The sequence below is a fragment of the uncultured Jatrophihabitans sp. genome (assembly GCF_964251945.1).
In the GTDB taxonomy this organism is placed as follows: Bacteria; Actinomycetota; Actinomycetes; order Mycobacteriales; family Jatrophihabitantaceae; genus Jatrophihabitans.
The window spans coordinates 267,749-292,642 of record NZ_CAXULP010000004.1 but is presented as its reverse complement, the minus strand read 5'-3'; the positions used below and the strand labels follow the sequence as shown (position 1 = coordinate 292,642).

Below are 24,894 nucleotides of genomic sequence, written 5' to 3'. Positions count from 1 at the left end.
TGATCGTGGCTGCAGCTCGAGGCAAGCCCGCATCGACACCAGCCGTGCGTCCGGGCCGCATCGTCGCGAAGGGCGAAGGTGCTGCTCTCTCGGCGGATGCGATCGTGGACGCCGCGCTGGAGCTTACGGAACGAGAGGGAGCCGGCGCCCTCACCGTGCGCCGTCTCGGCAGCGAGCTCGGTGTCGACGCGACAGCCTTCTACCGGCACTTCCGCGACAAGGACGAGCTCGTCCTGGCGGTCAGCGATCGCATCATCGCGATGACCCTCGACGTCGTCGTCGAGTCCGATGACTGGCGCGAGACGCTGCGTTCGATCACCAGTGCTGCCTATGTGATCAACCTGCGCTACCCGGCGGTCACCAGCATCACGTTCGCCCGCATCACAGGTGGCCGGGCTGAGCGGGCCATCGTCGAGAAGATCCTTGCCACGATATCTCGAGCCGGCTTGTCGCCGGCAGAGACAGCGTTGTACTACCGGGCGATCGTCGACGCGATGCTCTCCTTATCTGGTCAAGCAGCGGCAGTGGCCAATCTCGAGCCCGCAGTGCGCGCCAAGGACGAATCCGCGTGGACACAGATCTACGGACTGCTTTCCCAATCGGACTATCCGATCACGGGCGCACACGCAAAGGAACTTGCCGCCCTCTCGGAGCAGGACGTCTTCGAAACCATCATCGAGGCCGTGATCGAGGCAATTGCCGCGCGGGCCGCGGCAACATCGCCGCAGCCAGCGGCCCGAAAGTCCAGAGCAAAGCAGTCCAGCCGGCGCGAAGAAGAACTCAACTAGTCCTGGAGAATCCCGTGGCCACAACAACTGCCAAGCTCGATGTTCTCACCATCGGCTACGCGCATGATCGCGTGGCGAGCACATGCACGTTGGTCCGCGACGGCGACGCCGTAATTGTCATCGATCCAGGAATGGTCGCGAACCGCGCCCTACTACTGCAACCGCTCGCAGACCTGGGGCTCGGTGCGCAAGAGGTGACCGACATCGTCATCAGTCATCACCACCCCGACCACACCGTGAACATCGCGCTGTTTCCCAACGCGAAACTGCACGACGTGATGGCGACCTACGTCGACGACCTCTGGCTCGACCACGAGCCCGGCGAATTCGCCGTGTCGCCGGCGGTGCGGCTGGTGGCCACCCCCGGCCACACCGACCAGGACGTCAGCACGCTCGTGCAATCCGACGACGGACTAATCGTGCTGACGCATCTGTGGTGGGGGGCGCAGGGCCCGGCGCAAGACCCGTTCGCGGCTGATGTCGCGGTGCTCAAGGCCTCCCGCGAGAAGGTGCTCGCACTGGAGCCAGCACTCATTGTTCCGGGCCACGGCGCACCCTTCGCGCCGACCGAATCGACCCCCCGGTGAGCTGCGTACCGTGCCTGATGGATTGCCCCGTGGAACGCTGCTGCCTTCTCGACTCCCCAGCCGACTTGCGCTGACGTCGCGCTCTCAGCTGTGCGGACGGGTCCCTTTCGGTGCGTGCTCGTCGTAAGAATCCGGCGAGTTCCCGATTGGTGTCGACCACAAGGCCGCCGAACTTGGTTACACGGTCGTCGAAGCGGGACGGGTGGGCGGCGCTACGGGCGGTAGGGAGGGGCGACGCCCCAGCCCCAGTGCGGCACCGGAGCATGAGGGATCGGCTCGGCGTCCAGCTGCGAATTCGCCACGGCGATCCGGGTACCCCACTCCAGGTAGCCCATGATTGCGGCGCGGAACTCCGGGTCGGCCGGCAGTGATGCGTCGTCAGCGGCGCGGCTCATCAACGTGACGAACCGCAGCCGCTGCTCGCCAGTGATGGCCAAGTAGCGGTGGTGGCTCAGCATCGTCTCGTAGCCGCCGAGCTCGTCGGTGTAGCGGGCCGGACCGCCGAGCACCTCCGCCCACCACGCCGCCACGTGATCGCGATGGGCGACGCTAACCCCGCCCGGAAAGAGCGGCCCGAGAAGGTCATCCTGCTCGACGCGGTCGTAGAAGGAGTTGATCATCACGGCAATCGGCTCAGTCCCGCCCGCCCACTCGATCAAGGTCGGTACCGGCGTCTCGTCGTTGGCCACACGGCGAGATTACATAATTACGCGAACGGCTCCCAGCATGCGACACACCGCCGGGAGTCGTCTGTGCGCTAGGCGGCATGGAGACATCGGCGCCCGATGACGTTGCGCACGGACCAGCACGCTAGCGGTCAACGGGTGATCATGACCGACCTGGCAGACCACTGTGCTGGCGAAGCCAGGTCCTGGGTGGACCGCTGAGTCCTAGGTGCGTGGGTCCTTGGTTCGGCAGGGCGTGAGATAGCCGCCCACAGCTCCTACGTCTGGGCGAGAGTTGGTGAAGCATCCGCACGACCTGTGTCAGAAACGGTCGCACGCCACCTGCGGCCGCGAGAAGAAGAGGCAGATCATCATGAGCATCCCCAACGATCGGCCGGCGACCTGGTTCGTGACCGGCACGGCGCGAGGCCTCGGACTCGAGCTCGCAGTGCAGGTGCTTGAGCGCGGCGACAACCTTGCCGCGACGCCCCGCTCCGTCGAGCGGCTGATCAGCGCACTCGCCGGACGCGTCGACACCGCCAAGCTCCTCGCCCGCCAAGTGGACCTGCGCGACCCCGCCGACGTCGCGCGTGCGTCCGAGCAGACCACCGCCCGCTTCGGCGCTCTGCACGTGGTCCGAGCGGCGTGAAATTCGCTACCGTTCGCCTGGCCGACCGGCAGACCGCCGTCCTGGTGGAGGATGACGGACGAACCTTGCGCGACCTGAGTGGGGTTACGGGTGCGGGGTCGGTGCTCGACGTGATCGAGAACTGGCAGCGACTGAGCAGAGAACTGCGCACTGCCGAGCTGCCGATGCTCACCGGCGCACACGCGCTGCTCGCACCGATCCCGGCGCCGCGGCGCAATCTGTTCGCGGTGGGCAAGAACTACCGCGAGCACGTGAACGAATTCGGCCGCTCTGGCTACGACAGTCCGGAACGCAGCGAGGATCTGCCAACCAAGCCGGTGGTGTTCTCCAAGGCGACGACCGCCGTGACCGGGCCGTTCGACCTGATCGAGCTGCACGCTGGTGTGACGTCGGAGGTGGACTACGAGGCCGAGCTGGCGGTGATCATCGGGACGGGCGGCCGCGCCATCAGCACGGCCCGCGCGATGGATCACGTGTGGGGTTACACCGTCGTCAACGATGTGACCGCCCGCGACCTGCAGCGCGACCACAAGCAGTGGCTGCTCGGCAAGTCTCTGGACACTCACGCGCCCATGGGCCCGTGGGCGGTCAGCGCCGACGAGATCGAGGACGTCACCACCTTGCGCGTGACGAGTTCGGTCAACGGTGAACCGCGGCAAGACGCCGTGATCGCCGATTTGATCTTCTCGATCCCCGAGCTGATCGCGACCATCTCGGCGGGGATCACGCTAATGCCCGGCGACGTCGTTGCCACCGGAACACCGGCCGGTGTGGGTATCGGCTTCGATCCGCCGCGGTTCCTGCAGGCGGGTGACGTCGTCGAGTGCTCGGTCGAGCGCATCGGCACGATCCGCAATACCGTCGGCTGCCACCAGTAGAGGAGAAGCGCCATGCACGTCGGCGAGATCGAAATCCATCCGATAGCGGACGGCACCTTCCGCGCCGGTCCGGGGTACTTCGGTGAGCACGTGACGGCGCACGGTCACGAGGACTACTTCAACCGCGACGGCAAGGCGTGGCTCCCGATCGGGTGCTTCTTGATCCGCACCCGAGCAAAGACGATCCTCGTCGATGCCGGCATGGGCCCTGCCATCCGCGACGATGGCGAACGCAGGCTGCTCGTCGGCGGCCAGTTGCTGCTCGGGCTGCGAGCAATCGGTGTCACGACGAATGACGTCGATGCGGTGGTGTGCACACACTTGCATGCCGACCACTGCGGCTGGTTGTTCGATGCCGCCGGCCACCCGACGTTCCCGAACGCGGATATCTGGGTGGGCCTCGCCGACTGGCACCACTTCGTGCTGGACCCCGACATCTGGATGTTCGATCACATCCGGTTCGGTCTGCAGAACTGCGAACCAGCGCGGCTGCGCCTGATCAGCCACGACACCACGGTTGCCCCTGGCGTGGACCTGACAATGACTCCTGGCCACACTCCCGGACACCTGTCGGTGATCGTCTCCTCCGGCGTCCAGCGTGCGCTGCTGCTCGGCGACGCGATCGTGTGCCCTATCCAGCTGGACGAACCCACCTGGCAGTCCATCGGCGACGTCGACCCGGAACTGGCAGCCCAGGTCCGCGAACGGCTGTTCCGCGAACTCGAGGGCAGCAACACCTTCGGTGCAGGTGCGCATTTTCCCGAGCTGCAGTTCGGTCGCGTGTTGACCGGACAGCTGCGTCGATGGGTCGGCTAGACCTCGGCCAGCCAGCTCGACCGTGTGCGGCGCCGGGTGCCGCGCCGCCCGTCCACGGGTGCGTTCGTCAACGCCCAGCGGCACCACGAGTCGCCCGGCGAATGCGGCAACCCGGCCTCGTCGATCATTGCGGCAGCGACCGTCGCTCGGCCGATTGGGCGCGGCAGCAGCGAGCGGGACGCATCGGCGAATGCCACCGTGCGAGTGCGCTATCGGCTGTGGTCTGAGGCCGCCCAAATAGCCCATCAGTTCCTCGCCGCACTCGCCGTCAGCTGTCTGCTCCCCGTCCGTGTGGCAAGCCGGCGCGGACAGCGGCATGGCAGACCTTTGTTATGCCGAGCACTCCTGGGCGGAGACCTCATTCGTACCTGCCGTGCATGGATGGCTTTCCGCGCGTAGTGGTCCTCGTGGGTGACTCGTTCGCGGGCAATCTCGTTCTGGGGAGTGACGACGGCCGGTGCGTCGTGGGGCGAGGCTTTTCGTTGTCGGAAGTTTCGCATTCGAGGTTTGGAGTCGTTGTCATGGGTGTTGCTTTGATGATCTTGTTGCCCTTGGTGGTCGGCTGGTTCGTGCATGGTCGCTTAATGGCCTTCGTCGCGTATCTCGCCGCGTTCAGCATCCTGTTCACCGCTCAGACGACTGTGTTGATCGTCGAGTGGGCCGGCGGTAGCAAGAAGGCTTTCGGTAGCTTCCCGAAGGGTGGTTCGAGTGAAGTTTGGAGTTATGTCGCGGTCAACCTTGTGCTCCTGGCTGTCGGGTTCGGGCTGCTGATCGGGACCAACGTCGTATCGGGTCGTCGGCGGTCCGGGCGTGGGGCGCCGGTCGCGGCGCGCGTTGCCGCCTGACGCACCGGCCGACGATGTTGCGGCTAGGCAGGCTCGTAGTCAGACTCTTGTCAGACACCCGCAGGAGGGCGAGATGGACCGGGGCTCGTTGAGGCGCTGGCTGGTCAAGCCGGTGATGGGCTGGGAGCGGGTCACACGGGCCGATGCCCTGTTCGCGTCCGTGCTGAGCGGGTCCGCGGTGCAATCAGCGCTCGGGATGACCTCGAATGCCGATAACCCGAACGCGGGTGTCGCAGCCGCGGGCGCGGTGCTGCTGATGATCACGCCGGTGCTGCTGGCGCGCCGCTGGCCAATATGGGTCAGCGGCGTGCTTGCGGCCGGGGCCGGATTCAACTGGGTCGTCATCGGGCACCTGGTTCGTTGCGGCGCCGGGCTGCTGGCGGTGTTCTACACCGCGTTCGTGCTCGGTGCGCGTTGCCGGTTGGGGCTCGCCGCCCTTGGCCTGAGCTTCTTGGCCGTGAATATTGGCTGCCAGGCATTGTCGGATCCGCAGCTGGGCTCAAGCGCAATTGTTTATATGGTTCCGATCGCGGGCGCGTTCGCACTGGGCGGCCGCCTTCTGCGCAGTCGAAACGCGGCTTTGGCCCAGCTTCGGATCCGCACCACCGAATTGCGGGTCCAGCGAGAAGAGAACGCCCGGCTTGCGGTGGCGACCGAGCAGGCTCGCATTGCCGATGACCTGGACGGATTTCTGGCCGAACGGGTCGATCGGATGAGCGGGGCCGCTGCCGCCGGGCGGGCGGCGCTGGCCGTCGAGCCGGTGCAGGCACGGGCGGCATTCGAGACGATCAGTCTGGCAGGTCGGGCGGCGTTGACCCGCATGCGTGATGTCGTCGCCGGGCTCAAGGGCGACGACGACCTGGCGGCCGGTATTGCGCCCGCACCGGTCCTCGCTGGTCTCGATCGCCTGTTGGCGGATGCGGCAGAGGGATCGGCCCAGCTTCGGATCGTCGGGGACCCGAGGTTACTGCCACCTGGCCTGGAGTTGTCCGCCTACCGGATCGTGGAGCGGCTGCTCGAGGCGATCGACTGCGACCCAGGTCCAGATCGCTCGGGTGTGAAAGGGCCGACCGAGTTGAGCGTGGTCTTCGGACCATACGATCTCCAGTTGACCGTGACCGGGCCTACGGCGAGGCGGGCCGACGTCCGCGCCGCTCTGGCCGCGGTCGCGGAACGAGCGGCTGTGCACGGCGGGAGCATGCAGACCTCGACCACGGATCGTCGGCGCACGACTGTGGTGGCTCTGCCGTTGGTCGCCGGGTTCGTGTGACGGCGGGGATGCACGGGTGGGTCGGTCGTCTCGGTGCCTGGGGTGGCCGTCGGGTCGATCCGTTCATGGCGGTCGTTCTGATCGTGACCAACGTCATCGTCGGCCTGCCGGACTGGACCGGCTCGGACCTGGTCGTCTTCGACAGCCTCTGCATGACCGGTGTTTGTCTGCTTGTGTGGTGGCGTCGCCGGTTTCCGATCAGCGTTGCTGTCGCCGCCGGCGTGCTGCTGCTGATCTCCTACTTCAACAGCGCCGGTGCGACCGTAAGCGACCAGGCGGTGAGCGATGCGGCCGTGGCCGGATCGTTTCTGATTGCGTTTGCTCTTGGCACGCAGCTTCCGTGGGCGCGCTCGCTGCTGGGACTGCTACCGCTTACTGCCGGGTTGGCGATACTCGGCGCGCAGTTCAACCCGTTCCTGCTGATGATCACGTTTGGGCCGTGGGGAATCGGCCTCATCCTCGCCTCCCGGCAGCGAGCCGTTGACCAGCTGGCCCGACGGGCGCGGGAGCTGGTGGGAGAACGCGAGGTGTTCGCCGCGGCGTCGGTGCGCTACGAGAGGGCCCGGATCGCCCGGGAACTTCACGACGTTGTGGCGCACAGCATGACTCTGATGGTCGTGCAGGCGAATGCCGGCGCTTACCTGGCCGGTACGGATCCAAACGGCGCCGCCGAAGCCCTCGACGCGATCACCGAGACAGCCGCCCAGGCCCGAGCCGAGATCGACCGACTGGCCAGCTTGCTCGACACGACATGCCCGGCCGAACAGGGTGGCCTAGAGGTTGTCGACGAGCTTGTCCACCGGGCACAAACCGCCGGATTGAAGGTCACTTACCAGGTCAGCGGCGAAGTGGACTCCCTGCTCGGAAGCAGCATCGACGCGATTCACCGGATCGTCCAGGAAGCGATCACCAACGCGCTTAAGCACGCGCCGGGTGCTGAGGTCACGGTAACGCTTCACGGCGGCGCCGAGATCGTCGACCTGGCAGTCCATAACCACGCGGCGCCTGCCACGCTGGCCTCCTCCGCGAGCTTGGGGCTCACCGGCGGTGGGCATGGGATCGCCGGCATGCGTGCACGGGTTCATCGCCACGGCGGCGAATTCCAAGCAGGTCCCAACGGCCACGGCGGCTGGGACGTGACGGCCCGGTTTCCGCGCCGAATGCGGGTATCCACCTAATGAGCGTCTTCGATACCGAAGTCAACAGTTCGAAGCAAATCACCGTCGTTGTTGCCGACGATCAACGTCTTGTCCGAGCGGGGTTTCGGGTCATCCTCAACGCCGAGGCTGACATCACCGTGGTCGGAGAGGCCGGCGACGGGGCGGAAGCCATTGAGCTGACTCGGCGGCTCGCGCCGACCGTCGTGTTACTCGACATCCGCATGCCGAATCTCGACGGGCTAGCGGCGGCGCGCACCATCCTCGCCGAGACATCCAGCCGCGCGTTGATGCTCACCACCTTCGACACCGACGAATACGTCTACGCTGCCCTGCGGGCCGGGGCCAGCGGATTCCTGCTAAAGGACGCCCCGAGCGACCATCTCATCACCGCCGTACGCAGCGTGGCCCGCGGCGACGCATTGATCGACCCCGCAATCACCCGACGGCTCATCCAGAAGTTCGTCCACGCGGCCAAACCGGCCGAAGAACTACCGCCGGCTATGACCACACTCACCGCTCGCGAACGGGACGTGCTGCGGCAGATCGCCCGCGGCATGTCCAACACCGAGATCGCCAAACACCTAGTAATCGAAGAGAACACCGTAAAAACTCATGTTGCACGCATCTTCACCAAACTGGATCTGCGCGACCGAGTGCAAGCCGTCGTCCTCGCCTACGAAACCGGCTTCATCACTCCACAGCACTGACGACCGATCCGACAGCACACATCGGCCGAGGTCCGGAAATCAACCGCGCGGCAGCGCGTTGTCGTCACCCGAAACCTCGCACAGTCGGCTCGCAGAGCCAGACACCCGTCCCGATAGCGGCGATGTCCGTCGCGTGTGTGCTGAGTTCACCGCGGCGGCGCACGAGCGTGGCTGGAACGTCGATTCTGTTCAGGGCAGCGAGCCCTTCTGCCCTCTCCTCGTTCACGTACCCACTCGAGGAATCGCCGCGCGCAAGGTGGTCGCGTTGTTCGACCGTGCGGCCGCGCGCGACTTCGTCGAGGTCTACGCGCAGAGTCGGACGTCCGCAAGACCGACCTGCTCGACCAGCCACAGCTGGCGCCCTTTCCGGGCCCGCGGTTCGGTTCGCGTCGACGGCGGTTGCAGCGCGAGCGCCACGCGGGGTAGCAGTGGCGTGGATAGCTCGCCCGGCGCGGCGGCCGTTGATCACGCGCTGCAGGGTGGCCGCCGCGTTTAGGGTCACTTTCTTTTGCCCGCGGTTCTGATGCCGTCGATGAGGATCTCGAACATGGGCGTTGTGCCGTCGGGGTCGGGGGCGTCCTCGTTCGCGAGCAGGATTCCGAGCACCAGTCGCAGGATGCGTGACAGTCCGACGTCGGCTCTAATCTGGCCGCTGGCTTGCGCACGTCGCAGGAGAGTCTCGCCTGCTTCGTGCATCGCGGCGTGCTTCTGCTGGATTGAGGAGCCTTCCTCGTGGCGCATGTTCATGACCGAGGCCCCCATGCTCCGCCCTCGTGCGCCGTATTCGAGCTGCAGGCGCAGCCAGCGGATCAGCGTCTCCGCGGGGTCAGGATCGTCGCGCCAGTCCTCCGCGCGCTGCCTCAGCTCGTCCGCGTCGTCGGCGAACAGCGTCTGAAACAATGCCTGGCGGGTGGGGAAGTGGTTATAGAGCGTGCCGATGGCCACCCCGGCGTGTCGGGCGACCTCCTCCAACGCCAGGTCCCGGCCGTGGTCGTCAATCAGGATCCGCGCCGCGTTCAGCAGCTTCTGTCGGTTTCGCCGGGCGTCCGCGCGCCGCGGCAGCCTGTCGATTGCCTCGCTCATCTGTGCTCCAGTCCTTGACCCGCTATCAAGCCTTGCAAAATGAGGCTACCTCACTCTATGATGTTGAGGACGCCTCAACTTAGGGCGGGTTCATTTCATTCGTTTAGGAGGACGCAAAATGACCAACTCAATGAAAGACCGGGTCGCCGTGGTGACCGGGGCGCAACGCGGCGTCGGGTACGGCATCGCGCAGGAGTTCCTGGCTGAGGGCGCGACGGTCGTGTTGACCGACGTCGACCAGGACGGACTCGATGACGCGGTGGCCCAGCTTGGCCCGCACGCGAGCGGGCTGGTCGCCGACGTCACCAGCCTCGATGACATGACCAACCTTTACCGCACAGTGGTCAAGCGGCACGGGCGCCTGGACGCCGTCGTCGCCAACGCTGGCGTCGGCGACAGCTCACCGCTGGGCTCCATCACCGAGAAGCAGTTCGACTTCATCTTCGGGGTCAACACCAAGGGCGTGCTATTCACCGTCCAGGCTGCGTTGCCCCACCTGTGCGAGGCGGCCACGGTCGTCGTCATCGGCTCGACCGCCTCCATCCAAGCGCTTCCCGGGATGAGCCTCTACGGCGGCTCCAAAGCCGCGATCCGCCAGTTCGTGCGGGCCTGGATCCAGGAAGTGCACGGCGCCGGGATCCGGATCAACGTCCTCAGCCCCGGTGCAGTCGACACACCCTCGCTGCGGATAGCCCTCGCAGGGGCCGCCGGAGCCGACCAGGTCGATGCCGAGGTCGCGAAGATGGGCGAGGGCAACCCCATCGGCCGCCTGGGCGACGCCCGCGAAATCGGCAGGTCCGCGGTCTTTCTCAGCAGTGACGCCTCCAGCTTCATCACCGGCGTCGAACTGTTTTGCGACGGCGGAATGGCCCAAACCGGATGAGCGCCACCCTGAGCGCCACCAGAGTGACCGCATCTGACGAGGCGACGCGGTCTGCCGCGCCAACACTTCGCGACAAAGTCGTCGTCGTCACCGGAGCTGCCGCGGGGATCGGCGCCGAAACGGCGCGGGTCCTCGCCGGTGGCGCGGCGAAGGTCGTCCTAGCTGACCGGCACGCAGAGGGTCTGCGTGTCCTCGCCGAGGAGATAGTGGGCGCTGGTGGCAGTGACCTTCCGCGAGACTGACGTCACGCACCGAAAGGACGTGGCCGCACTTATCCAGCACGCCAAGGACACCTACGGCAGGGTCGACGTCCTCGTCAGCAACGCCGGCGTCGGCCCGATCTCACCCCTCGACGACCTGCGCGTCGAGGAGTGGGAGCAGATGATCGACGTCAACATCAAAGGCCTCCTCTACGGCATCGCCGCGGCGTTGCCCCTATTCCGTCAACAAGGCTCCGGACACTTCGTCAACCTGGCCTCGACCGCCGCCTACGTCACGAGCCCCAACCAGGCGGTCTACTCCGGAACCAAGCACGCCGTCGTGGCCATCTCGGAGGGATTGCGTAAAGAGGCTGGACCGAACCTCAAAGTCACCATCATCTCGCCCGGTTTCGTGCAGACGGGGTTCGTGGAAAGTGTCTCGAACCCAGAGGTGCGCGCCGAACTCATGACATCGCGGGACACCTTCGCGCTCCCACCGCGGGTGATCGGCCGGGCCATCGCCTTCGCCATCGAGCAACCCGACGACGTCGACGTCAACGAGATTGTGATCCGCTCGACGGCTCAGAGCTGACCGGTGGTGCCACGACCCCCAGACGTTGGCGCTGAGGGGGAGCGACGCGTTTGGGTGGTCAGGTCAGGTCGTGTTCGTAGGCGAAGACCACGATCTGGACTCGGTCGCGTAGCGCGAGTTTGCGCAGGATGCTGCCAACGTGGGTCTTGATCGTTGATTCGCTGAGAAATATGCGCTGGCTGATTTCACTGTTGCTCAGTCCTCGGGCGACCTCGCCGAGGACTTCGCGTTCTTTAGCGGTCAGGGTCAGGTACCGAGAGGTGGGTGCCGCTCGCGAATGTCGGCGGTCAAGCAACGTAACGAGTTCGTTCGGAGCGATCACAGCGTTGCCGGCGTGCACGGTCCGGATGCAAGCGGCGAGAAAGTCCGGCGTGGTGTCCTTGAGAAGGAAGCCGCTGGCGCCGAGCCGGATCGCGGTCGCGGCCTGATCGTCGAGGTTAAACGTCGTCAACACGATCACGCGGGTGGCGCGGCTTCGAGCAGCGATGCTGCTCGAAGCAAAGATGTGGCGCGTTGCCTCGACACCGTCCATGACGGGCATTCGGATGTCCATCAGCACCACATCAGGCTCGAGTTCGGCCACGAGCGTGACCGCTTCTCTCCCATTCGCCGCCTGAGCCACGACGTCGAGATCGGGCTGGGCGGATAACGTCGCCGATACTCCCGAGCGGAACAGGGCTTGGTCATCGGCGACAAGGACGCGGATCGGCGCCGTCATGAGCTGGCGCGAAATTGGATCAGCGGGATGCAGGCGGTTGCCGTGAACAGGCCAGTGTTTCCGTCGTCGGGTGGGCTTAGAAGTAGCGTGCCGTCCATTTCCTTCAGGCGGGAGCGCATACCCTCCACGCCCATTCCGTCGCTGTCCGTGGTGAGCGGCTCGTCCGGGGCGAGCCGGGGGGAGTTGACGACCCTAAAGGAGTATGAGGTTGCCGACCACGTGTGTACGAGTCCGATGCGACGTCCAGGCTGGCCGTGCTTGATGGCGTTGGTGAGCATTTCTTGCAGCACTCGATACAGCGTGTCCTGGGCTTGCGGAGTGAGCTCGACCGGTGCGCCGACGGTACTTTCCCGGATGTCATGTCCCGCGGCCCGGGAGCGATCGACGAGGTCGTTCAAGTCGGGGCTGGGAGTGCTAATGCTGGTGCGTTCGCGGGTGTCCTGGAGCACCTGGCGCACTTCGCCGAGGGAAGTGCGCGCGACGGCGGCGATGTTTTCCAGCGCCGCCTGGACCGGGCCGTCGCGGTCTCCGGCGCCGATCTGGGCCGCATCCGCCTGAGCGATGATCACGGCCAGCGAGTGTCCCACCATGTCATGGACGTCTCGGGCGAGTCGCACCTGCTCTGAATGCAATTGCTCGCTGAGCTCGGCCTCTGCGGCCCACGTCTGGGCGCGTTCTCGTTCCACCGCGGTGCGGCGATACCGGGCGTTGATCCGCACCACGAGCCCGAGCGTCCAGGGGATACCGAGACCCGAGGTGCCGAGCAGGAAGGCGCTCGTCAGGCCGACGCCGGTGTGACGTAGCAGGGGAACGGCGATGTCGATGGCGGACGGAAGTACGGTGCTGTGACTCAACACGTAGTACTCGATCAGTGCCGCGCCGACGGGCACAGAGATGCCGCCCAGCCAGATCGTGAGTCGGCGCCCGTACCGGGCGGTCCCGTAGGCAACCAGAAGCACTCCAGCTTGAGCCCCGAGCAGATCGCTGACGCTCAGCGCCTGGACGCCGCCGGCTATCCACACCAACGCCAGCGCCACCGCCGGGGCGCGGCGAAACAGACCAACCCCCGCGGAGGTCAGAATCACGATTGCCGATACCGCCACGCTGTCCGTTGAGCTGGCAGCGACATTCCACAGCCCAACCCCGGCCCAAGCCAGACTGAGGGCAGCGTCGGGCAGGTACCGCAAACCGCGGCGCTCCGACTGTCGTTGCCCGCCCACAGAACTACAGCTACCACAGATGGCGACCGCCACGACGGGTTCTCGACCGCGAGTGGAATAGGGCGGCACTGCAGGAGGAGTAGCGCGGTACTTGCGGTCGATTCGACCGGGTCTTGTTCCTGCGATCGTGACTGGTATGGATCACGCGCAGTTTCGGGCACATCCGCCTCGGGCCCCTGACATCTCGTCCCGGCACTTGTCGCACCCGCTCGTCCGGGCGGTTGTGATGGCAACAGTCGCAGGCCTTCTGCTGGGGCCTGTGGATTTGCTGGCCCAGACCACGCTGCCTTACCCGTGGGCGAACCTCGCCAACTCCGGCGCTGTTTGGGCCCTGGCCGCGTTCGTTCTGGGAGCAACGCTGCGACCAGCCGCGGCGAGCGCGGCCGCCGGAATCGTGCTACTGCCTATCGCAGTCGAGAGTTACTACCTTGCGGGCGTGATCTTCCGCCACGACAGCACAAGCACGTTGTGGAGTTCCACGACTGGACTGTGGCTGGTCCTCGCGGTCATCGTCGGCTCCCTGTTCGGCCTTGCCGGGAGTGTCGTGCGTAGCCCCCGGCGCGCCGCCCGGTTCGCAGCGGCGGCCAGTGCTGGCTCCATATTCCTGCTAGAAGCACTCGCAATACTCGCTCGTTCACGCGCCGACGGCGGCTCGAACCATGCCGGACAGACCGTCGTCATCGAGATCGCGCTCGCCCTTGCCGTCCCTCTGATCACACTGGCCCTGACCCGACACCGACGGTAGGCCGCACCAACACGGGCTGGTGTCGAGCGTCAGGCAGGACGGAACGAGAGTTCGGCGGGCTGTGACGGCGATAGTTCGCAGCGGTCGGTCGACGCCGCGACGAGGTCAGCCGGCGCCCCGCGGGCCGCCTGACCCATCAGATGGTGAGCCCCGATCCTGTTCGCGGGGTGCCGCCTGGCTGGTACCAGCAGGGCTAGCCCCGGTACCTCAGGAGGACGCGCGGCAGACCGCCGCCCTCATACCTTTCGCCTATGACGCTACTGATTGGCGACCCGGCGGTGGCCAACATTCCGGTGTGCGACAGCGGTGAGCCGCTTGTCGTACTGGAGCGCGGGCTCTCAATTGGCGGGCGTGAGGGAATTTGCGTCCGTTCCGGGATCGCCGCTCGGTTGGGGCAGGCCCGCGCCCTTCTTCCGCCCGGTTACGGATTGGCGGTGGTCGACGGCTTCCGCCCAGCCTCACGTCAGCAGGCCATCATCGACGCCTACACCGATGAGCTTCGCCGCGGTGATGCAAGTTTGCCGGGCGCGATGTTGGACCGGTTGGTGAGCCGTCATGTGGCGCCTCTCGCCACCGCACCGCATGTGGCGGGCGCCGCGGTTGACCTCACGCTGACGCTCGACGGCGAGCCGGTCTGGATGGGTTCGGAACTGGATGCGACCCCGGAACAGAGTGACGGGCGCTGCTTCACCGACGCGCCGGGCCTGGACGACGTTGTGCGCGGCCGGCGCAAGGTGCTCGCGATCGCCCTCGTCGGGGCCGGGTTGGTGAATTATCCGACTGAGTGGTGGCATTGGAGCCACGGTGATCGGTACTGGGCGGCGGTGACGGGCGCGCCGCACGCGGTGTATGGACCGGTCGTGCCCGAGTATGCGAGCGGGCCGATGTCGGCGTGACTGCCGCCCGACCCGGTCGACGGCTCGTGCCGCGCATGAGCGCGTCGTGCCTGCAGGTCGACCTCAACGCCATCACCGCCAACGCCGTGTTGCTGAAGGCGCGCGCTCGGGGGGCGCTGATGGCCGTCGTTAAGGCCGAGGGTTTCGGACTCGGCGCCGTGGATGTCGCTCGCGCGGCGCTGGCGGGGGGAGCCTCTCAGCTTGGTGTGACCTCGGTCGAGGAGGCGTTGGATTTGCGACGGGAGGGTCTGACCGTGCCGGTCCTGTCGTGGCTCAACCCCGTTGACGCCGATTTCGATGCCGCGATTCGCGCCGGTGTCGCGCTCGCAGTTCCAGGACGCCAACACCTTGACGCCGTTGTCCGCGCGGGACGTCGGTGCGCTCGGCCCGCGGTGGTGCACCTTCACGCCGACTGCGGCTTGGCCCGCGATGGCGCCCCGCCCGAGATGTGGTGGTCGCTTGCTAGCTCGGCCCGGCGCGCACAGGTCCGCGGCGAGGTCCGCGTCGCGGGCGTCATGGGCCATCTCGCGCGGGCCGACACCGGACCTGACAACGCGGGGCGAGCGTCGTTTCAGCGGTTCGTCGACGTCATTAGCCGAGCCGGGTTGGGACCGGTTCCGCGGCACCTCGCGGCAACATCGGCCACGCTCACGGATCCGGCGAGCCACTTTGACGTGTGCCGGGTGGGCGCTGGCTTGGTCGGAATCGACCCGTCGGGTTCCACGCAGCTTCGGGCCACTGCCCGCTGGACGGCGAAGGTCGTCGCCGTGCGCGACGTACCCGAAGGCACCGGGATCGGATACGGCCACACCTTCACAACCTCAGGCCCGACCCGGCTGGCGAACTTAGCGATCGGGTATGGCGACGGCGTCCCCCGCGTTGCGTCTGGGCGAGCGCAGGTCCAGCTCAATGGACACCGATGCGACATTGTGGGGCGGGTGTCGATGGACCAAACCGTCGTGGACGTCCGGGACGATCTAACCGTCAAGATCGGAGATGAGGCGATCGTTTTCGGCGCGGGCGAAGACGGTGAGCCCACGCTGTCCGACTGGGCCGGGTGGGCCGACACGATCCCCCACGAAATCCTCACCGGCATCGGCTCTCGGGTGCCCCGCATCGCCACACGAGTGGCCGCGGCGACCTGGTGAGCACCCGCGTCGCGGTGATCGGCGGCGGCCGCAGCTCCGAGCACGAGGTGTCACTCGCCTCGGCGGCGGGCGTCGCCGACGCCCTTCGCGAGGGCGGGTTCGACGTCGTGACGTTGACGGTCGCCCGCGACGGGCTCTGGTGGCACGACGGTGCCCAGCTCGGGACCACGGTGGCCGCCACGGTGGCCGCCGCAGTGCTCGTGCTGGGCGCGGTGGACGCAGTCGTGCCGATGGTCCACGGTCGCCACGGCGAGGACGGCACGCTTGCGGCGCTGTGCGACCTAGCCGGGCTGGCTTGCGTGGGCTCCCCGCTGCGGGCCGGAGCGCTTGCGATGGACAAGTGGGTCACCAAGCTGGTGGCGCATGCGCTCGGAATCGACGTCGCGGCGGGTCGGCTGATCACCCCAGCCGACGTCAACACCGTGAGTTGGACTGCTCCTGTGGTGGTGAAACCGGTTGCGGCCGGATCCAGCCACGGGGTCTCTCTCGTCACGACGGCGGACGGACTCGCACCGGCGCTGGACCGGGCCTTCGCCCTCGATGACCGGGTGCTCATCGAGCAGCGCGTGATCGGCCAGGAGGTGGATGTCGCGGTATTCCGCCGCGCCGACGGGACACTGCGGGCCAGCGCTGCGTTGGAGATCCTCACCGCGGGGGGTGTGTTCGACACCGAACGCAAGTACGGCGCTGACACGGTGTTCCGGTGTCCTGCCCAGATAGATGAGGATGACGCCGAGGCGCTGAAGGAGGCAGCGAAGGCGCTGTATGCGGCGCTGGGCTGTGAGGGTGTCGCGCGGTTCGACTTTTTCCTTACCGACGCCGGCTCAGTGCTGAACGAGGTAAACACCACGCCCGGCGCAACCGCGAAGTCTCAAGTGCCAGTGATGTACGCCGCCGACGGGCTTGAATTTCCGAACCTCGTGACCGCGCTGGTCGCGACGGCCGTCATGCAGCACGAGGTACAAAGAACTTCCCACAGGCCTACCTGACGGCGTCGTTCTTGCCTTCCCGCAGAGTGTGACCAGCTAAAGCAAGCCTTGCCCGACTGAGCGGCGATTGGGAGTCCCTGGTGGCCTCGGCTGTGGTCGCGGCTCAACTGGGTTGGGCTGGCGTCGTCCTTGGCTTCACAGCGCGAGGGTCTGGATGCCGGTGACGCGGAGAAGTTCGAGCTTGTCGGCGTCGGGGCTGCCGGGGCGTGCGGTGTAGACGACGATGCGCAGATCGGAGCCTGATGCCGTGAGGATGTCGCAGTCGACGGTGACGGGACCGACGGTCGGCGACCGGATGGTCTTGCGCTCCGAGGCCTGCGGGGCCACGGTGTAACCGTCCCAGAGTTCGGTAAACCGGTCGCTGGTCGCTGGTCGCTGGTCGCTCGGAGGTCAGTGATCATGCTGGCCAGTTCACGATCGCCGGGGTACCGGCCGGCGGCGTCGTGTAGATCGGAGACGATGCTCCGTGCGAAGTGGTCGTTCTCGAGATCGCTGCCGAGCACGGCGGATAGGTCGTCGAGGAAAAGGCGCCAGATCAGGTTGGCTTTACGTGCGGTTCGTTGTTGCCGCTCGTTGAACAGGGCCTGCCAGAGCGGGTTCGCGAGAAGCAGATCCCAGCTGGCGGTGTACACGCTGACCGGGGAATCGGCCAGCCGGTCGATGATGCGCTCCGACTCGTCGCGGCCCGCGGAGTCAGGGGCAGCCGCTGCCGTAGCACTGGTCGGGGTGGTTGCCGCTGATCGTCGTGTTCTTCGCCGTCACCTTCTCGGAGGCGTACAGCCCGCCGCCGAGCGCCTTGCCGTCGCCGTGCACTGAGAGGGAGTTGCCGGTCACCTTCACCCCGGTGAGGCGCAGCTGCACGGGCGGCCCGGAGAGGAACACACCGTCCCAGATGCCGCCGCCTTGAGCATCGGCCTTCGGCCCAGCCGCCACTCCTGAGTTCTTCTGCACGACATCGTCTTTCATCGTGAGCAGGCTGTTGTTGAAGACGCCGACGCCGACGACGAGAGCCTGCCCCTTCGGGCTGTAGGCGTACGCCTTGTTGCCGCTGATCGTCGTCCCGGTGACCGTGACCTGCCGCGGGTCGTTGAAGAAGTCGTAGACCGCCAGGCCCTCGGTCACCGAAGCGATGGCGTCCTTCGAGTAGCCGACCGTGATGGCCGCGACGTTGTCCACGATCCGGCTGTTCGTGAGCGTGCCCGGCCCGTCGAATTCCATCGCCGTCCCGCTCGGGCCCGGGTCGCTCGAGTCGGACGCCCGCGCGGTGACGACGTTGTGAGCCACGGTGATTTCGTTCATCGTGGCATCGCTGTTCCCGACCGTCATCGCGCCGTCGAAGCCGTAGATCTCGCCGTTGATGTCGTCGGCCGTCACGAGGTTGCCGGAGATGTCGGTCCGTTCGAGGACAGCCGGGCTGACGTTGTCGCCGATGTGGATGCCACCGCCGCTGGCATGCAGGTCGAGCACCGTGCCGTCGACCTTCGCCGGATAGGACGTCGTGAGGGCGGCGAGGTTGCCGTCCACCCGGCTGTCGCGAATGACCACGCCGCCGCTGAACACTCCGATGCCGCCGCCCTCGGAGGACCGGCCGATGTCGAGCGGATTGGCGATGTTTCCGGTGATGGTGCTGTGCTCGACCGTCAGCAGGCCCACCCCGCTGAAGATGCCGCCGCCGTCGGACTCACTGGCGTGGCCGGTGGCCGAGTTGTGCGCCACGGTGACGTGATCGAGGGTCAGGTTCCCGTCGTTCTGGATTCCGCCGCCGTAGGCGCCCGCGTAGGGACACGGGCCGTCGGGGCATTGGGTGTCGTCTGAGGGAATCGTCTTTCCGGGCATGACCTTGTTCCCGGACACAACGACATCCCGCAGGGTGACGGTCGCTCCGGGCGCACCGGTGTCGGGCTCCGGGATGTAGATGCCGCCGCCCAGACCATTTTCGTCGCCGGTCGTGACGCCGCCGGTCACGGTCAGCCCTTGGATGGTCACGGTGGTCGTCGACGACACGATCTCGATCACCGGTCCGCCGCCCCTCACGATCGAGCGGCTCGCTCCTTCGCCGACCAGCTTCAGGTCTTTGTTGATGATCACTCCGCCGGCGAAGACGCCCGCGTTCAGGTGCACCGTCGAGCCGGCCGGGGCCGCGCCGATCGCCTGCGCCAGCGTGGGGTAGCAGCCGGGACCGCCCACGCACGGATTGCTGCACGCCTGCGCGGCAACTGCCATGGACGTCAGCAACGTCATTGCAGCGGTCGCGGTCAGGACCACCAAACCGAATCGCTTCATGATCATCCCCAGTCGTCGTCGGAAACCCGTGGCCACGTTAGGTTTCGTCGACGCTTGCGCACATCAGTGCCCGCGCGGGTTCACGTCAGTGCAGGCACCGAAAGTCTCTGGGCGATAGGGAAGTCGCAGGGCTTTGTGGGACACCGCTAGCCGCGGATGTAGGCGAGCACAGCCCGCACGCGCCGGCTGCTGTCCGGGGACTCGGTCAGCCCCAGGTGCAGGAAGATGCTTCGCACGTGCGACTCCACGGTCCGCTGGCTGAGGTTCAGCAGTTCGCCGACGTAACCGTTCGAGTGCCCCTCCGCCATCAGCGCGAGGATCTGCCGCTCCCGCTCGGTCAGGTCGTCGAGCGGCCCCTTCACCCGGCTGCGGTTCATCAGCTTCGTGACCACGGCCGGATCGAGCACGCACTCACCCGCCGCCACCCGGCGCAGAGCGTCCACCAGCACTGCGGGGTGCGCGACCCGGTCCTTGAGCAGGTAGCCGCACCCACCCGGCGAGGACTCGAGCAGCGTCGACGCGTACCGCCCGTCCAGGTAGCTGGACAGCAGCAGGACGGCGCAGTCGGGGTGCTCCGACCGGATCTGCAGCGCGGCCCGCAACCCCTCGTCCGCATGCGTCGGCGGCATCTTGATGTCGACCAGCGCGACGTCCGGGCCGGTCGCCGCCACCGCTGCGAGAAGGCTCGCGGCGTCACCGGTCTCGGCGACCACATCGACGCCTTCGACGGTCAGCAGCTGCGCCAGCCCGGCCCGCAGCAGCAGCATGTCCTCGGCGATCACGACCCGCACGGCGCCCACCCCTCCACGACCAGGCCGGCCGCACCGGCGCCCGCGTCACCCGCCATACCTGAGAGGACGTTCAGGTCACCGCCCGAGGCGACGAACCGGTCGCCGACGTGCATCACGCGCGCCCGGAGGTCGGCGGCATCCGTCAATGCGGTGGTGAGCGTGATCCGCGCGGGCGCCGACTCGCCACCGTCCAGTTGGACCGCGAGGGCGGCGTTGGCGGGGTGCAATTGAACGACCTCGCCGACCAGGGTGTACGCGGCCATCCCGAAGGCGGCCGGGACGGCGCCCGCCAACCGGTCGGACACGACCAGCGGGCACGGGGTGCTGTCCCCGAGCTCCCGCAGCGCGGCGCCCACCCCTCCGTCTTGGAGGCTGGCCGGGAACAGTCCGTGGGCGACGTCGCGCAGCTCGTCGAGGGCGGCGTCGAGCTCCGCGTGCTCGGCCTCGAGCACGACTCCGGTCGCAGCCGAGGAGACGGCTAGCGACATGCCGAGCGCGATCAGACGCTGCTGCGCGCCGTCGTGCAGGTTCCGCTCGAGACGGCGCCGCTCGGTGTCGCCGTCGGCCACGATCCGAGCACGGACGGCGGCGGCCGTCCGCAGCTCGGCCCGCAACCGCGCCCGGGCGGCCAGGTACTCCAGAGCCAGACCGGCCGCGGCCGCCGACGACCTGACCAGCCAGGCGGACGTGGCCAGCCGCGGGTCGTAGCGGACGTCGGCGAACACCACCCCCTCGCGGCTCAGCAGGAGCGACGTCCGGTCGGCCGGCGGGACAGCGGGGCCGCCGTCCAGGTCCACGAGCGAGCCGTCGGCCCGGACGAAGGCGACCGCCAGGCCCGGGTCCGCAACCGCGTTCCGCAGCGACGCCAGCACCTCGGCCGGGTCGGGAACGGCACGCAGCACGATCCGGGCCATCCGCCGTCCTGCCGTGGCCTGCAGGTACAACGCGAACAGCGCCCCAGCGGCCAGCAGCGTCACGAAACCGGCCTGGACCAGCCAGATCCCGTGCTGCTCGGGATCCGCCTCGCCGAGCGGGAGGCCCAATCCGTGCACCGCGCCCACGAAGCTCAGCGCGGCGATCCCGGCGCCGGCCGCCAGCTGCGGCCACGAGAGCCGCCGGGCCAGCTGGGACGCACGCCGGCGGCGAGCTAATCCCACCCCCACGGCGACGGCTGCCCAGACCAGGGTCAACACCTGCCCCGCTCGCTCCAGCGCCTCGGCTGCTCCGTCGGCGGCGTGCACCTCGACTAGGTTCGCCGGGCAGGCGTAACAGCCGGCCCGGACCGGATCGAAGAGCATTGCCGGCAGCAGGCCGCCGACCACGACCACACCCACGAGCGCAGTCGTGATCGCCGCCGTCTCGACCCGATGAGACCTGACGAGCGGCCAGCTCACCCCGGCGGTCGCGGCGAAGAGGGGGGCGAGCCCGCCGAGCAGCAGGGACGCGGTGAGGACGAACGCGGACGACGGTTGCTCGACATCTACGAACGGGAGCGCCGCCGCTGCTGCCAGCAGCAGCCAGCCGCTGACCCGGGCCACACCGCGAGCGAGCAGGACCAAGCCGGCGACGGCCGCCGACAGCGCGGCCGCCCCGTCCGCCAGCACGGACCAACTGATCGACCAGCTCATCCCGGCCCCCACTCCGGAATCGGCCCCATCCCCATCTCGGAATCGTCGCAGGCATCGACGTGGTGTACTCCGCGCCATGGCGAATCGGCGCCCGATGTGGGGCATCGCGCCCGGCGTCGCATACCTCGCGGGCGCCGTCATCCTGCTGGGTGGCGTGGTGGCCGAGGTGTCCGCCCGGGACTCCGCCCCAGCGAAGCTCACGGATTGGGTCGTCGGCGCGGCCTTCGTCATCGCCGCCCTGTGCTCAATGACCGTACGGGGCTCAATGACGGTACGGGGCCCAATGACGACACGGGGCCCAATGACGACACGGGACCCGGATCACCCGGTCGACCCACGCGCTGTGCTCCTCGGCCTCGCCACCGCGACGCTCTGGTTCGCGGCCACGGCGGCGTCCTCCGCAAACCTCCCCACCGGGTGGCAGCGCCTCCTGGAGGTGGTCACCCTCGCCTACCGCGGCCCGCTGCTGCACTGGCTGCTCGTCCACGCCTCGGCCAACTCCTCGCCCAACGCCTCGTTCGATGTCCCGGGGCGGCCAGCGGACCGAGCCCGGCGCCGGGAGCGGTCATGGGTCGAGCGGGCAGCCCTCGGCTGCGGGTACGTGACAGCTCTGGTCGGCACCACAGGCGCCGTGGCCGGAACCGTTCTCGCCGCAGCGGTTCTCGCGATGCTCCTGTGGGCAGACGCCCTGCCGGCGGCACTTCTCGCCGTCCTGCTCGCCGTCTCGTGGACCGTGGCGGTGACGGGTCTGGCGCCCAATTCAGCGGCCGAGGGACTGACCGCGGTCGCCGCCATCGTCACCGCGGCCTACTTGTCCCGCTCGGCCCAGGATGGCGCCCTGGCCTCGGCCATCGACAACCTCGTGCTCGAGCTCGGTCCGAGGGACGGTCCGCAGTACCCCGTCTCGGCGTCATTGGCCGGCGCGCTGTCGGACCCGGAGCTACGCATCCGGGTGTTTGCGCCGGGCAGCGGCTGGCGCGACGAGATCGGTCGTCCGGTCGCTGATCCCACCGCGATCGCGGGTCAGCTCACAGCCGTGGAGACACCGGCCGGCGGGCGTGTCGTCCTGGTGCACGGCAGCCCGGGCGCCGCGGGTACCGGATTCTCCCGGGCCGCCGCCGCGGCGGCCGCCCTGGTCCTGGAGCGGGTCCAGGTCGAGACCGAGGTGCGCACCCGGGCGGACGACGTCCGGCGCTCGACGCTGCGGCTGCTCGGGGTCGACGACCGCGAGCGAACAGCGCTGGCCCGGCGACTCGAGGCTGGCCCGATCGCTCGGCTGGAGCGCCTCGGCGAAGCCCTCGCGGCTCGCGGCGGGCCGAACCTGGCGCCAGTCCGGGAAGAACTGCGCGCCGTCGTCGCTGAGCTGCACCGGCTGGCCTCGGGCCTGAACCCGGTCGTCGTCACCGAGGGCCAGCTCGAGGCGGTCCTGCACCGGGTGGCCACGAATAGCCCGCTGCCCGTGGCGCTCTCGGTGACGGGCGAGCTGGCGCGACTGCCGGAAGAGCGAGCGGCACTGGCTTACTTCCTGGTCTCCGAGTGCCTCACCAACACGATCCGCCACGCTCGAGCGAGCAGCGCTCGCTGCCTGGTCGAATCGCGCGCCGACACAGGCGTTCTCGTGGTCGAGGTGTGGGACGACGGGTGCGGCGGCGCATCCGTCGCGGCCGGTCGCGGGCTGCGTGGTCTGGCGGACCGGGTGGGCGCCGCGGGCGGCACGTTGGAGGTGAACAGCCCGGTCGGCGGCCCGACGTCCGTGCGAGCCGCAGTCCCGCTGATGACGGAAGGTCCTACAGCTCACGAGACCTTGCGCCAGGGGTAGGCGTAGATCGCCATGGAACCCTGGTCCTGGACCGACACGATCGTGAAACGCAGCACCCCCTTGTAGTAGCTCCACCGGGTCACCTCGTTATAGACCGTGGGGTCGGTGCCTATCGTGTAGATCAGCGTCAGCTCGTCGCCCTGGGCCTTCCAGGTGCCGATCGCCACCCCCTGGTCGGGGTAGTCCGGCTTCTGGGTTTGCTTCATCTTCCCGTCGCCGGTGAACGTCCAGGTAAAGGTGACGGTCTGGCTCCAGTCGCGCCCGGTGAGTCCTTGCGCCGCAAACTCTTCCGCGGTGACGGTGACGACGAAGGTGCCCGTCGGGAACGCGCTGCCGGCCGGAGTGCTGGTCTTTGCGCTCGGCGCCTTGTGGATGGCCCGGGCCTGGGCAGCCGTGGTCGCCACCTGGCAGTCGGCCGGCACCGATATGGCCATCGGCTCTACCCCCGCGCCGTTGATCTGGGTGGAGATCTGGCTCGCAGCCTTGCGCCCGGCGGCGTCCTGCGGGGTGGCCGACGCCGCCCGGGTGGCGATCGCCTGCAGGGCCGCGGCGCTCGGCCGCACGATCACTGCGCCAGTGCGGCACAGGTTCGTCAGCTCCGTCTGCTCCTGCGCCTGGACGTCGCTGAGGGCATGCGTCCTGGCGTCGGCCGCTGCGGCCGTCAGAGCGCGCCGGTCGGCTGTGCTCAGCTTCGCCCAGACCGCCGAATTGGCCATCAGCAGCTGGACCTTGGGGAACAGCCCGAACGAGGTCAGGTAGGGCGCGGCACCGGCGTAGTGGTTGTGGCTGATGTAGCTGGGCGACGTCTCGACGCCGTCCAGGGTGTTCTGGTCCAGACCCGACCCGGTCTGCCCGGACGTGAGCCCCGGAACTGGCGTTGCCCCGAGCGCGGATATCAACCGGGCGGTCTGGTCGCTCGCGTTGATGCGGATTCTGAGGCCCTTGAGGTCGTCGACGCTCAGGATCGGCTCGCGCGTGAGCAGCCGGCGCACCTCGTCGGGCACGAGCGCCAAACCGACCGTGCCGTAATGCGCCAGGTCGGCCAGCACCTTGCGCCCGATCGGGCCGTTCGCCAGCTGGTCGGTCGCCTCGGTCGTCGTGACGGCAAACGGCGCCTGCATCGCCTCGACGTCCGGGTCGCCGACGGCGGCCCAGTCCCGGGACGGCACATAGGCCAGCGGCACCTTCCCGCTCCGCACGTCACCGGCCAGTTTCGCCTCAGCGCCCGGGATGTCGGTGTAGTACGTGGTCTTGTCGACGTCGACCCGAATCCGGTGCTGCGAGATCCGGTCCACCGCCTGGACGAAATAGGCCAGCTCCGGGTCGACGGGATCCGCCGCCCCGATCCGCAGCACCGTGACGGACGGCGCCGGCGTGCCTGTCTTCGTGACGGCGCCGCAGCCGGCGAGCGTGATCGCGACCGCGGCCCCCGCGGCGATCAACACAGTCATCTTCATGCACCGCAGGGTGCCAAACCCGGAACCCTGGCACATCAGTGCGGGCACGCAACCAACTTGGCGCGAACGTCAGCGCC

The 24,894-nt window shown here is 67.9% G+C and carries 23 protein-coding genes and 3 pseudogenes; 16 read left to right on the top strand and 10 right to left on the bottom strand.

The features are described from left to right. Positions 1–5: 5 nt before the first annotated feature. Positions 6–788 (top strand): TetR/AcrR family transcriptional regulator, encoded by a 783-nt coding sequence (locus ACFFBG_RS11395; protein ID WP_375478687.1) that lies wholly within the window; start codon positions 6–8, stop codon positions 786–788. Positions 789–802: 14 nt separating this feature from the next. Beyond that, positions 803–1,375 (top strand): MBL fold metallo-hydrolase, encoded by a 573-nt coding sequence (locus ACFFBG_RS11390; RefSeq protein WP_375478685.1) that lies wholly within the window; start codon positions 803–805, stop codon positions 1,373–1,375. Positions 1,376–1,587: 212 nt separating this feature from the next. Here the strand turns inward: ACFFBG_RS11390 and ACFFBG_RS11385 are convergent, their stop codons facing one another. Beyond that, positions 1,588–2,064 (bottom strand): group II truncated hemoglobin, encoded by a 477-nt coding sequence (locus tag ACFFBG_RS11385; RefSeq protein WP_375478683.1) that lies wholly within the window; start codon positions 2,062–2,064, stop codon positions 1,588–1,590. A 349-nt stretch (positions 2,065–2,413) separates the two neighbouring features. Here ACFFBG_RS11385 and ACFFBG_RS11380 point away from each other — a divergent pair, with 349 nt between their 5' ends. The 7 genes from ACFFBG_RS11380 to ACFFBG_RS11350 all read left to right on the top strand — a co-directional run bounded on the left by ACFFBG_RS11380 (position 2,414) and on the right by ACFFBG_RS11350 (position 8,365). After that, positions 2,414–2,689 (top strand): SDR family NAD(P)-dependent oxidoreductase, encoded by a 276-nt coding sequence (locus ACFFBG_RS11380; RefSeq protein ID WP_375478681.1) that lies wholly within the window; start codon positions 2,414–2,416, stop codon positions 2,687–2,689. Continuing rightward, positions 2,686–3,567: a fumarylacetoacetate hydrolase family protein gene (locus ACFFBG_RS11375; protein WP_375478679.1), complete on the top strand. Its 882-nt coding sequence runs from the start codon at positions 2,686–2,688 to the stop codon at positions 3,565–3,567. Before ACFFBG_RS11380 ends, ACFFBG_RS11375 begins: the two co-directional genes overlap by 4 nt. Before the next feature lie 12 nt (positions 3,568–3,579). After that, complete coding sequence (locus ACFFBG_RS11370; RefSeq protein WP_375478678.1) at positions 3,580–4,383, top strand: MBL fold metallo-hydrolase; 804 nt, start codon at positions 3,580–3,582, stop codon at positions 4,381–4,383. Positions 4,384–4,760: 377 nt separating this feature from the next. Then, the gene (locus ACFFBG_RS11365) at positions 4,761–5,228 is read left to right on the top strand and encodes a hypothetical protein (protein ID WP_375478676.1); all 468 of its coding nucleotides are present in this window, start codon (positions 4,761–4,763) and stop codon (positions 5,226–5,228) included. Positions 5,229–5,301: 73 nt separating this feature from the next. Further along, the gene (locus ACFFBG_RS11360; protein WP_375478674.1) at positions 5,302–6,498 is read left to right on the top strand and encodes a hypothetical protein; all 1,197 of its coding nucleotides are present in this window, start codon (positions 5,302–5,304) and stop codon (positions 6,496–6,498) included. Positions 6,499–6,563: 65 nt separating this feature from the next. Beyond that, entirely contained in the window at positions 6,564–7,676 is a 1,113-nt protein-coding gene (locus tag ACFFBG_RS11355) for a sensor histidine kinase (protein ID WP_375478672.1), read from the top strand. Beyond that, positions 7,676–8,365, top strand: coding sequence for a response regulator (locus tag ACFFBG_RS11350; RefSeq protein WP_375478670.1), 690 nt, complete (start codon positions 7,676–7,678; stop codon positions 8,363–8,365). The genes ACFFBG_RS11355 and ACFFBG_RS11350 overlap by 1 nt, the downstream gene beginning before the upstream one ends. Before the next feature lie 498 nt (positions 8,366–8,863). On the opposite strand, the gene ACFFBG_RS11345 is transcribed toward ACFFBG_RS11350, so the two are convergent. Further along, entirely contained in the window at positions 8,864–9,448 is a 585-nt protein-coding gene (locus tag ACFFBG_RS11345; RefSeq protein ID WP_375478668.1) for a TetR/AcrR family transcriptional regulator, read from the bottom strand. Between the two features lie 148 nt (positions 9,449–9,596). On the opposite strand from ACFFBG_RS11345, the gene ACFFBG_RS11340 reads away from it, so the two are divergent. Then, entirely contained in the window at positions 9,597–10,331 is a 735-nt protein-coding gene (locus tag ACFFBG_RS11340) for an SDR family NAD(P)-dependent oxidoreductase (protein WP_375478666.1), read from the top strand. 23 nt (positions 10,332–10,354) lie between these two features. Continuing rightward, positions 10,355–11,123: pseudogene (locus tag ACFFBG_RS11335) on the top strand (SDR family oxidoreductase). Positions 11,124–11,181: 58 nt separating this feature from the next. Here the strand turns inward: ACFFBG_RS11335 and ACFFBG_RS11330 are convergent. Both ACFFBG_RS11330 and ACFFBG_RS11325 read right to left on the bottom strand, forming a co-directional pair. Beyond that, positions 11,182–11,841, bottom strand: coding sequence for a response regulator (locus tag ACFFBG_RS11330; RefSeq protein ID WP_375478664.1), 660 nt, complete (start codon positions 11,839–11,841; stop codon positions 11,182–11,184). Beyond that, complete coding sequence (locus ACFFBG_RS11325; RefSeq protein ID WP_375478662.1) at positions 11,838–12,944, bottom strand: sensor histidine kinase; 1,107 nt, start codon at positions 12,942–12,944, stop codon at positions 11,838–11,840. The genes ACFFBG_RS11330 and ACFFBG_RS11325 overlap by 4 nt, the downstream gene beginning before the upstream one ends. Before the next feature lie 253 nt (positions 12,945–13,197). Between ACFFBG_RS11325 and ACFFBG_RS11320 the strand changes: the two genes are divergently transcribed. The 4 genes from ACFFBG_RS11320 (at position 13,198) to ACFFBG_RS11305 (ending at position 16,839) form a co-directional block, all read left to right on the top strand. Next, positions 13,198–13,806: a DUF6518 family protein gene (locus ACFFBG_RS11320; protein WP_375478660.1), complete on the top strand. Its 609-nt coding sequence runs from the start codon at positions 13,198–13,200 to the stop codon at positions 13,804–13,806. 251 nt (positions 13,807–14,057) lie between these two features. Beyond that, entirely contained in the window at positions 14,058–14,702 is a 645-nt protein-coding gene (locus ACFFBG_RS11315; RefSeq protein WP_375478658.1) for a M15 family metallopeptidase, read from the top strand. Positions 14,703–14,737: 35 nt separating this feature from the next. Beyond that, positions 14,738–15,850 (top strand): alanine racemase, encoded by a 1,113-nt coding sequence (gene alr, locus ACFFBG_RS11310; protein ID WP_375478738.1) that lies wholly within the window; start codon positions 14,738–14,740, stop codon positions 15,848–15,850. Beyond that, complete coding sequence (locus ACFFBG_RS11305; RefSeq protein ID WP_375478656.1) at positions 15,847–16,839, top strand: D-alanine--D-alanine ligase; 993 nt, start codon at positions 15,847–15,849, stop codon at positions 16,837–16,839. The genes alr and ACFFBG_RS11305 overlap by 4 nt, the downstream gene beginning before the upstream one ends. 135 nt (positions 16,840–16,974) lie before the next feature. Here the strand turns inward: ACFFBG_RS11305 and ACFFBG_RS11300 are convergent. The 5 genes and pseudogenes from ACFFBG_RS11300 to ACFFBG_RS11280 all read right to left on the bottom strand — a co-directional run. After that, positions 16,975–17,196 (bottom strand): annotated as a pseudogene (locus tag ACFFBG_RS11300) (transcriptional regulator); the annotation flags it as partial. A 38-nt stretch (positions 17,197–17,234) separates the two neighbouring features. Further along, a pseudogene (locus tag ACFFBG_RS11295) lies at positions 17,235–17,507 on the bottom strand (transcriptional regulator); the annotation flags it as partial. A 25-nt stretch (positions 17,508–17,532) separates the two neighbouring features. After that, positions 17,533–19,128: a hypothetical protein gene (locus ACFFBG_RS11290; protein ID WP_375478655.1), complete on the bottom strand. Its 1,596-nt coding sequence runs from the start codon at positions 19,126–19,128 to the stop codon at positions 17,533–17,535. Between the two features lie 140 nt (positions 19,129–19,268). Then, positions 19,269–19,913, bottom strand: coding sequence for a response regulator (locus ACFFBG_RS11285; RefSeq protein ID WP_375478653.1), 645 nt, complete (start codon positions 19,911–19,913; stop codon positions 19,269–19,271). Further along, positions 19,901–21,541, bottom strand: a complete 1,641-nt coding sequence (locus tag ACFFBG_RS11280; protein ID WP_375478651.1) for a histidine kinase — start codon at positions 21,539–21,541, stop codon at positions 19,901–19,903. Before ACFFBG_RS11280 ends, ACFFBG_RS11285 begins: the two co-directional genes overlap by 13 nt. A gap of 301 nt (positions 21,542–21,842) precedes the next feature. Here ACFFBG_RS11280 and ACFFBG_RS11275 point away from each other — a divergent pair, with 301 nt between their 5' ends. Then, the gene (locus ACFFBG_RS11275) at positions 21,843–23,360 is read left to right on the top strand and encodes a sensor histidine kinase (RefSeq protein ID WP_375478649.1); all 1,518 of its coding nucleotides are present in this window, start codon (positions 21,843–21,845) and stop codon (positions 23,358–23,360) included. Here the strand turns inward: ACFFBG_RS11275 and dctP are convergent. Continuing rightward, the gene (dctP, locus tag ACFFBG_RS11270; RefSeq protein WP_375478647.1) at positions 23,336–24,817 is read right to left on the bottom strand and encodes a TRAP transporter substrate-binding protein DctP; all 1,482 of its coding nucleotides are present in this window, start codon (positions 24,815–24,817) and stop codon (positions 23,336–23,338) included. The two genes, ACFFBG_RS11275 and dctP, sit on opposite strands and share 25 nt — an antisense overlap. Between the last annotated feature and the right edge of the window lie 77 nt (positions 24,818–24,894).

Coding starts and splice junctions, on each gene's coding strand:
- ACFFBG_RS11380 (WP_375478681.1), top strand. CDS start 2,414: ATGAGCATCCCCAACGATCGGCCGGCGACCTGGTTCGTGACCGGCACG.
- ACFFBG_RS11370 (WP_375478678.1), top strand. CDS start 3,580: ATGCACGTCGGCGAGATCGAAATCCATCCGATAGCGGACGGCACCTTC.
- ACFFBG_RS11365 (WP_375478676.1), top strand. CDS start 4,761: ATGGATGGCTTTCCGCGCGTAGTGGTCCTCGTGGGTGACTCGTTCGCG.
- ACFFBG_RS11360 (WP_375478674.1), top strand. CDS start 5,302: ATGGACCGGGGCTCGTTGAGGCGCTGGCTGGTCAAGCCGGTGATGGGC.
- ACFFBG_RS11355 (WP_375478672.1), top strand. CDS start 6,564: ATGGCGGTCGTTCTGATCGTGACCAACGTCATCGTCGGCCTGCCGGAC.
- ACFFBG_RS11350 (WP_375478670.1), top strand. CDS start 7,676: ATGAGCGTCTTCGATACCGAAGTCAACAGTTCGAAGCAAATCACCGTC.
- ACFFBG_RS11345 (WP_375478668.1), bottom strand. CDS start 9,448: ATGAGCGAGGCAATCGACAGGCTGCCGCGGCGCGCGGACGCCCGGCGA.
- ACFFBG_RS11330 (WP_375478664.1), bottom strand. CDS start 11,841: ATGACGGCGCCGATCCGCGTCCTTGTCGCCGATGACCAAGCCCTGTTC.
- ACFFBG_RS11320 (WP_375478660.1), top strand. CDS start 13,198: ATGGATCACGCGCAGTTTCGGGCACATCCGCCTCGGGCCCCTGACATC.
- ACFFBG_RS11315 (WP_375478658.1), top strand. CDS start 14,058: ATGACGCTACTGATTGGCGACCCGGCGGTGGCCAACATTCCGGTGTGC.
- alr (WP_375478738.1), top strand. CDS start 14,738: ATGAGCGCGTCGTGCCTGCAGGTCGACCTCAACGCCATCACCGCCAAC.
- ACFFBG_RS11290 (WP_375478655.1), bottom strand. CDS start 19,128: ATGATCATGAAGCGATTCGGTTTGGTGGTCCTGACCGCGACCGCTGCA.
- ACFFBG_RS11280 (WP_375478651.1), bottom strand. CDS start 21,541: ATGAGCTGGTCGATCAGTTGGTCCGTGCTGGCGGACGGGGCGGCCGCG.
- ACFFBG_RS11275 (WP_375478649.1), top strand. CDS start 21,843: ATGACGACACGGGACCCGGATCACCCGGTCGACCCACGCGCTGTGCTC.
- dctP (WP_375478647.1), bottom strand. CDS start 24,817: ATGAAGATGACTGTGTTGATCGCCGCGGGGGCCGCGGTCGCGATCACG.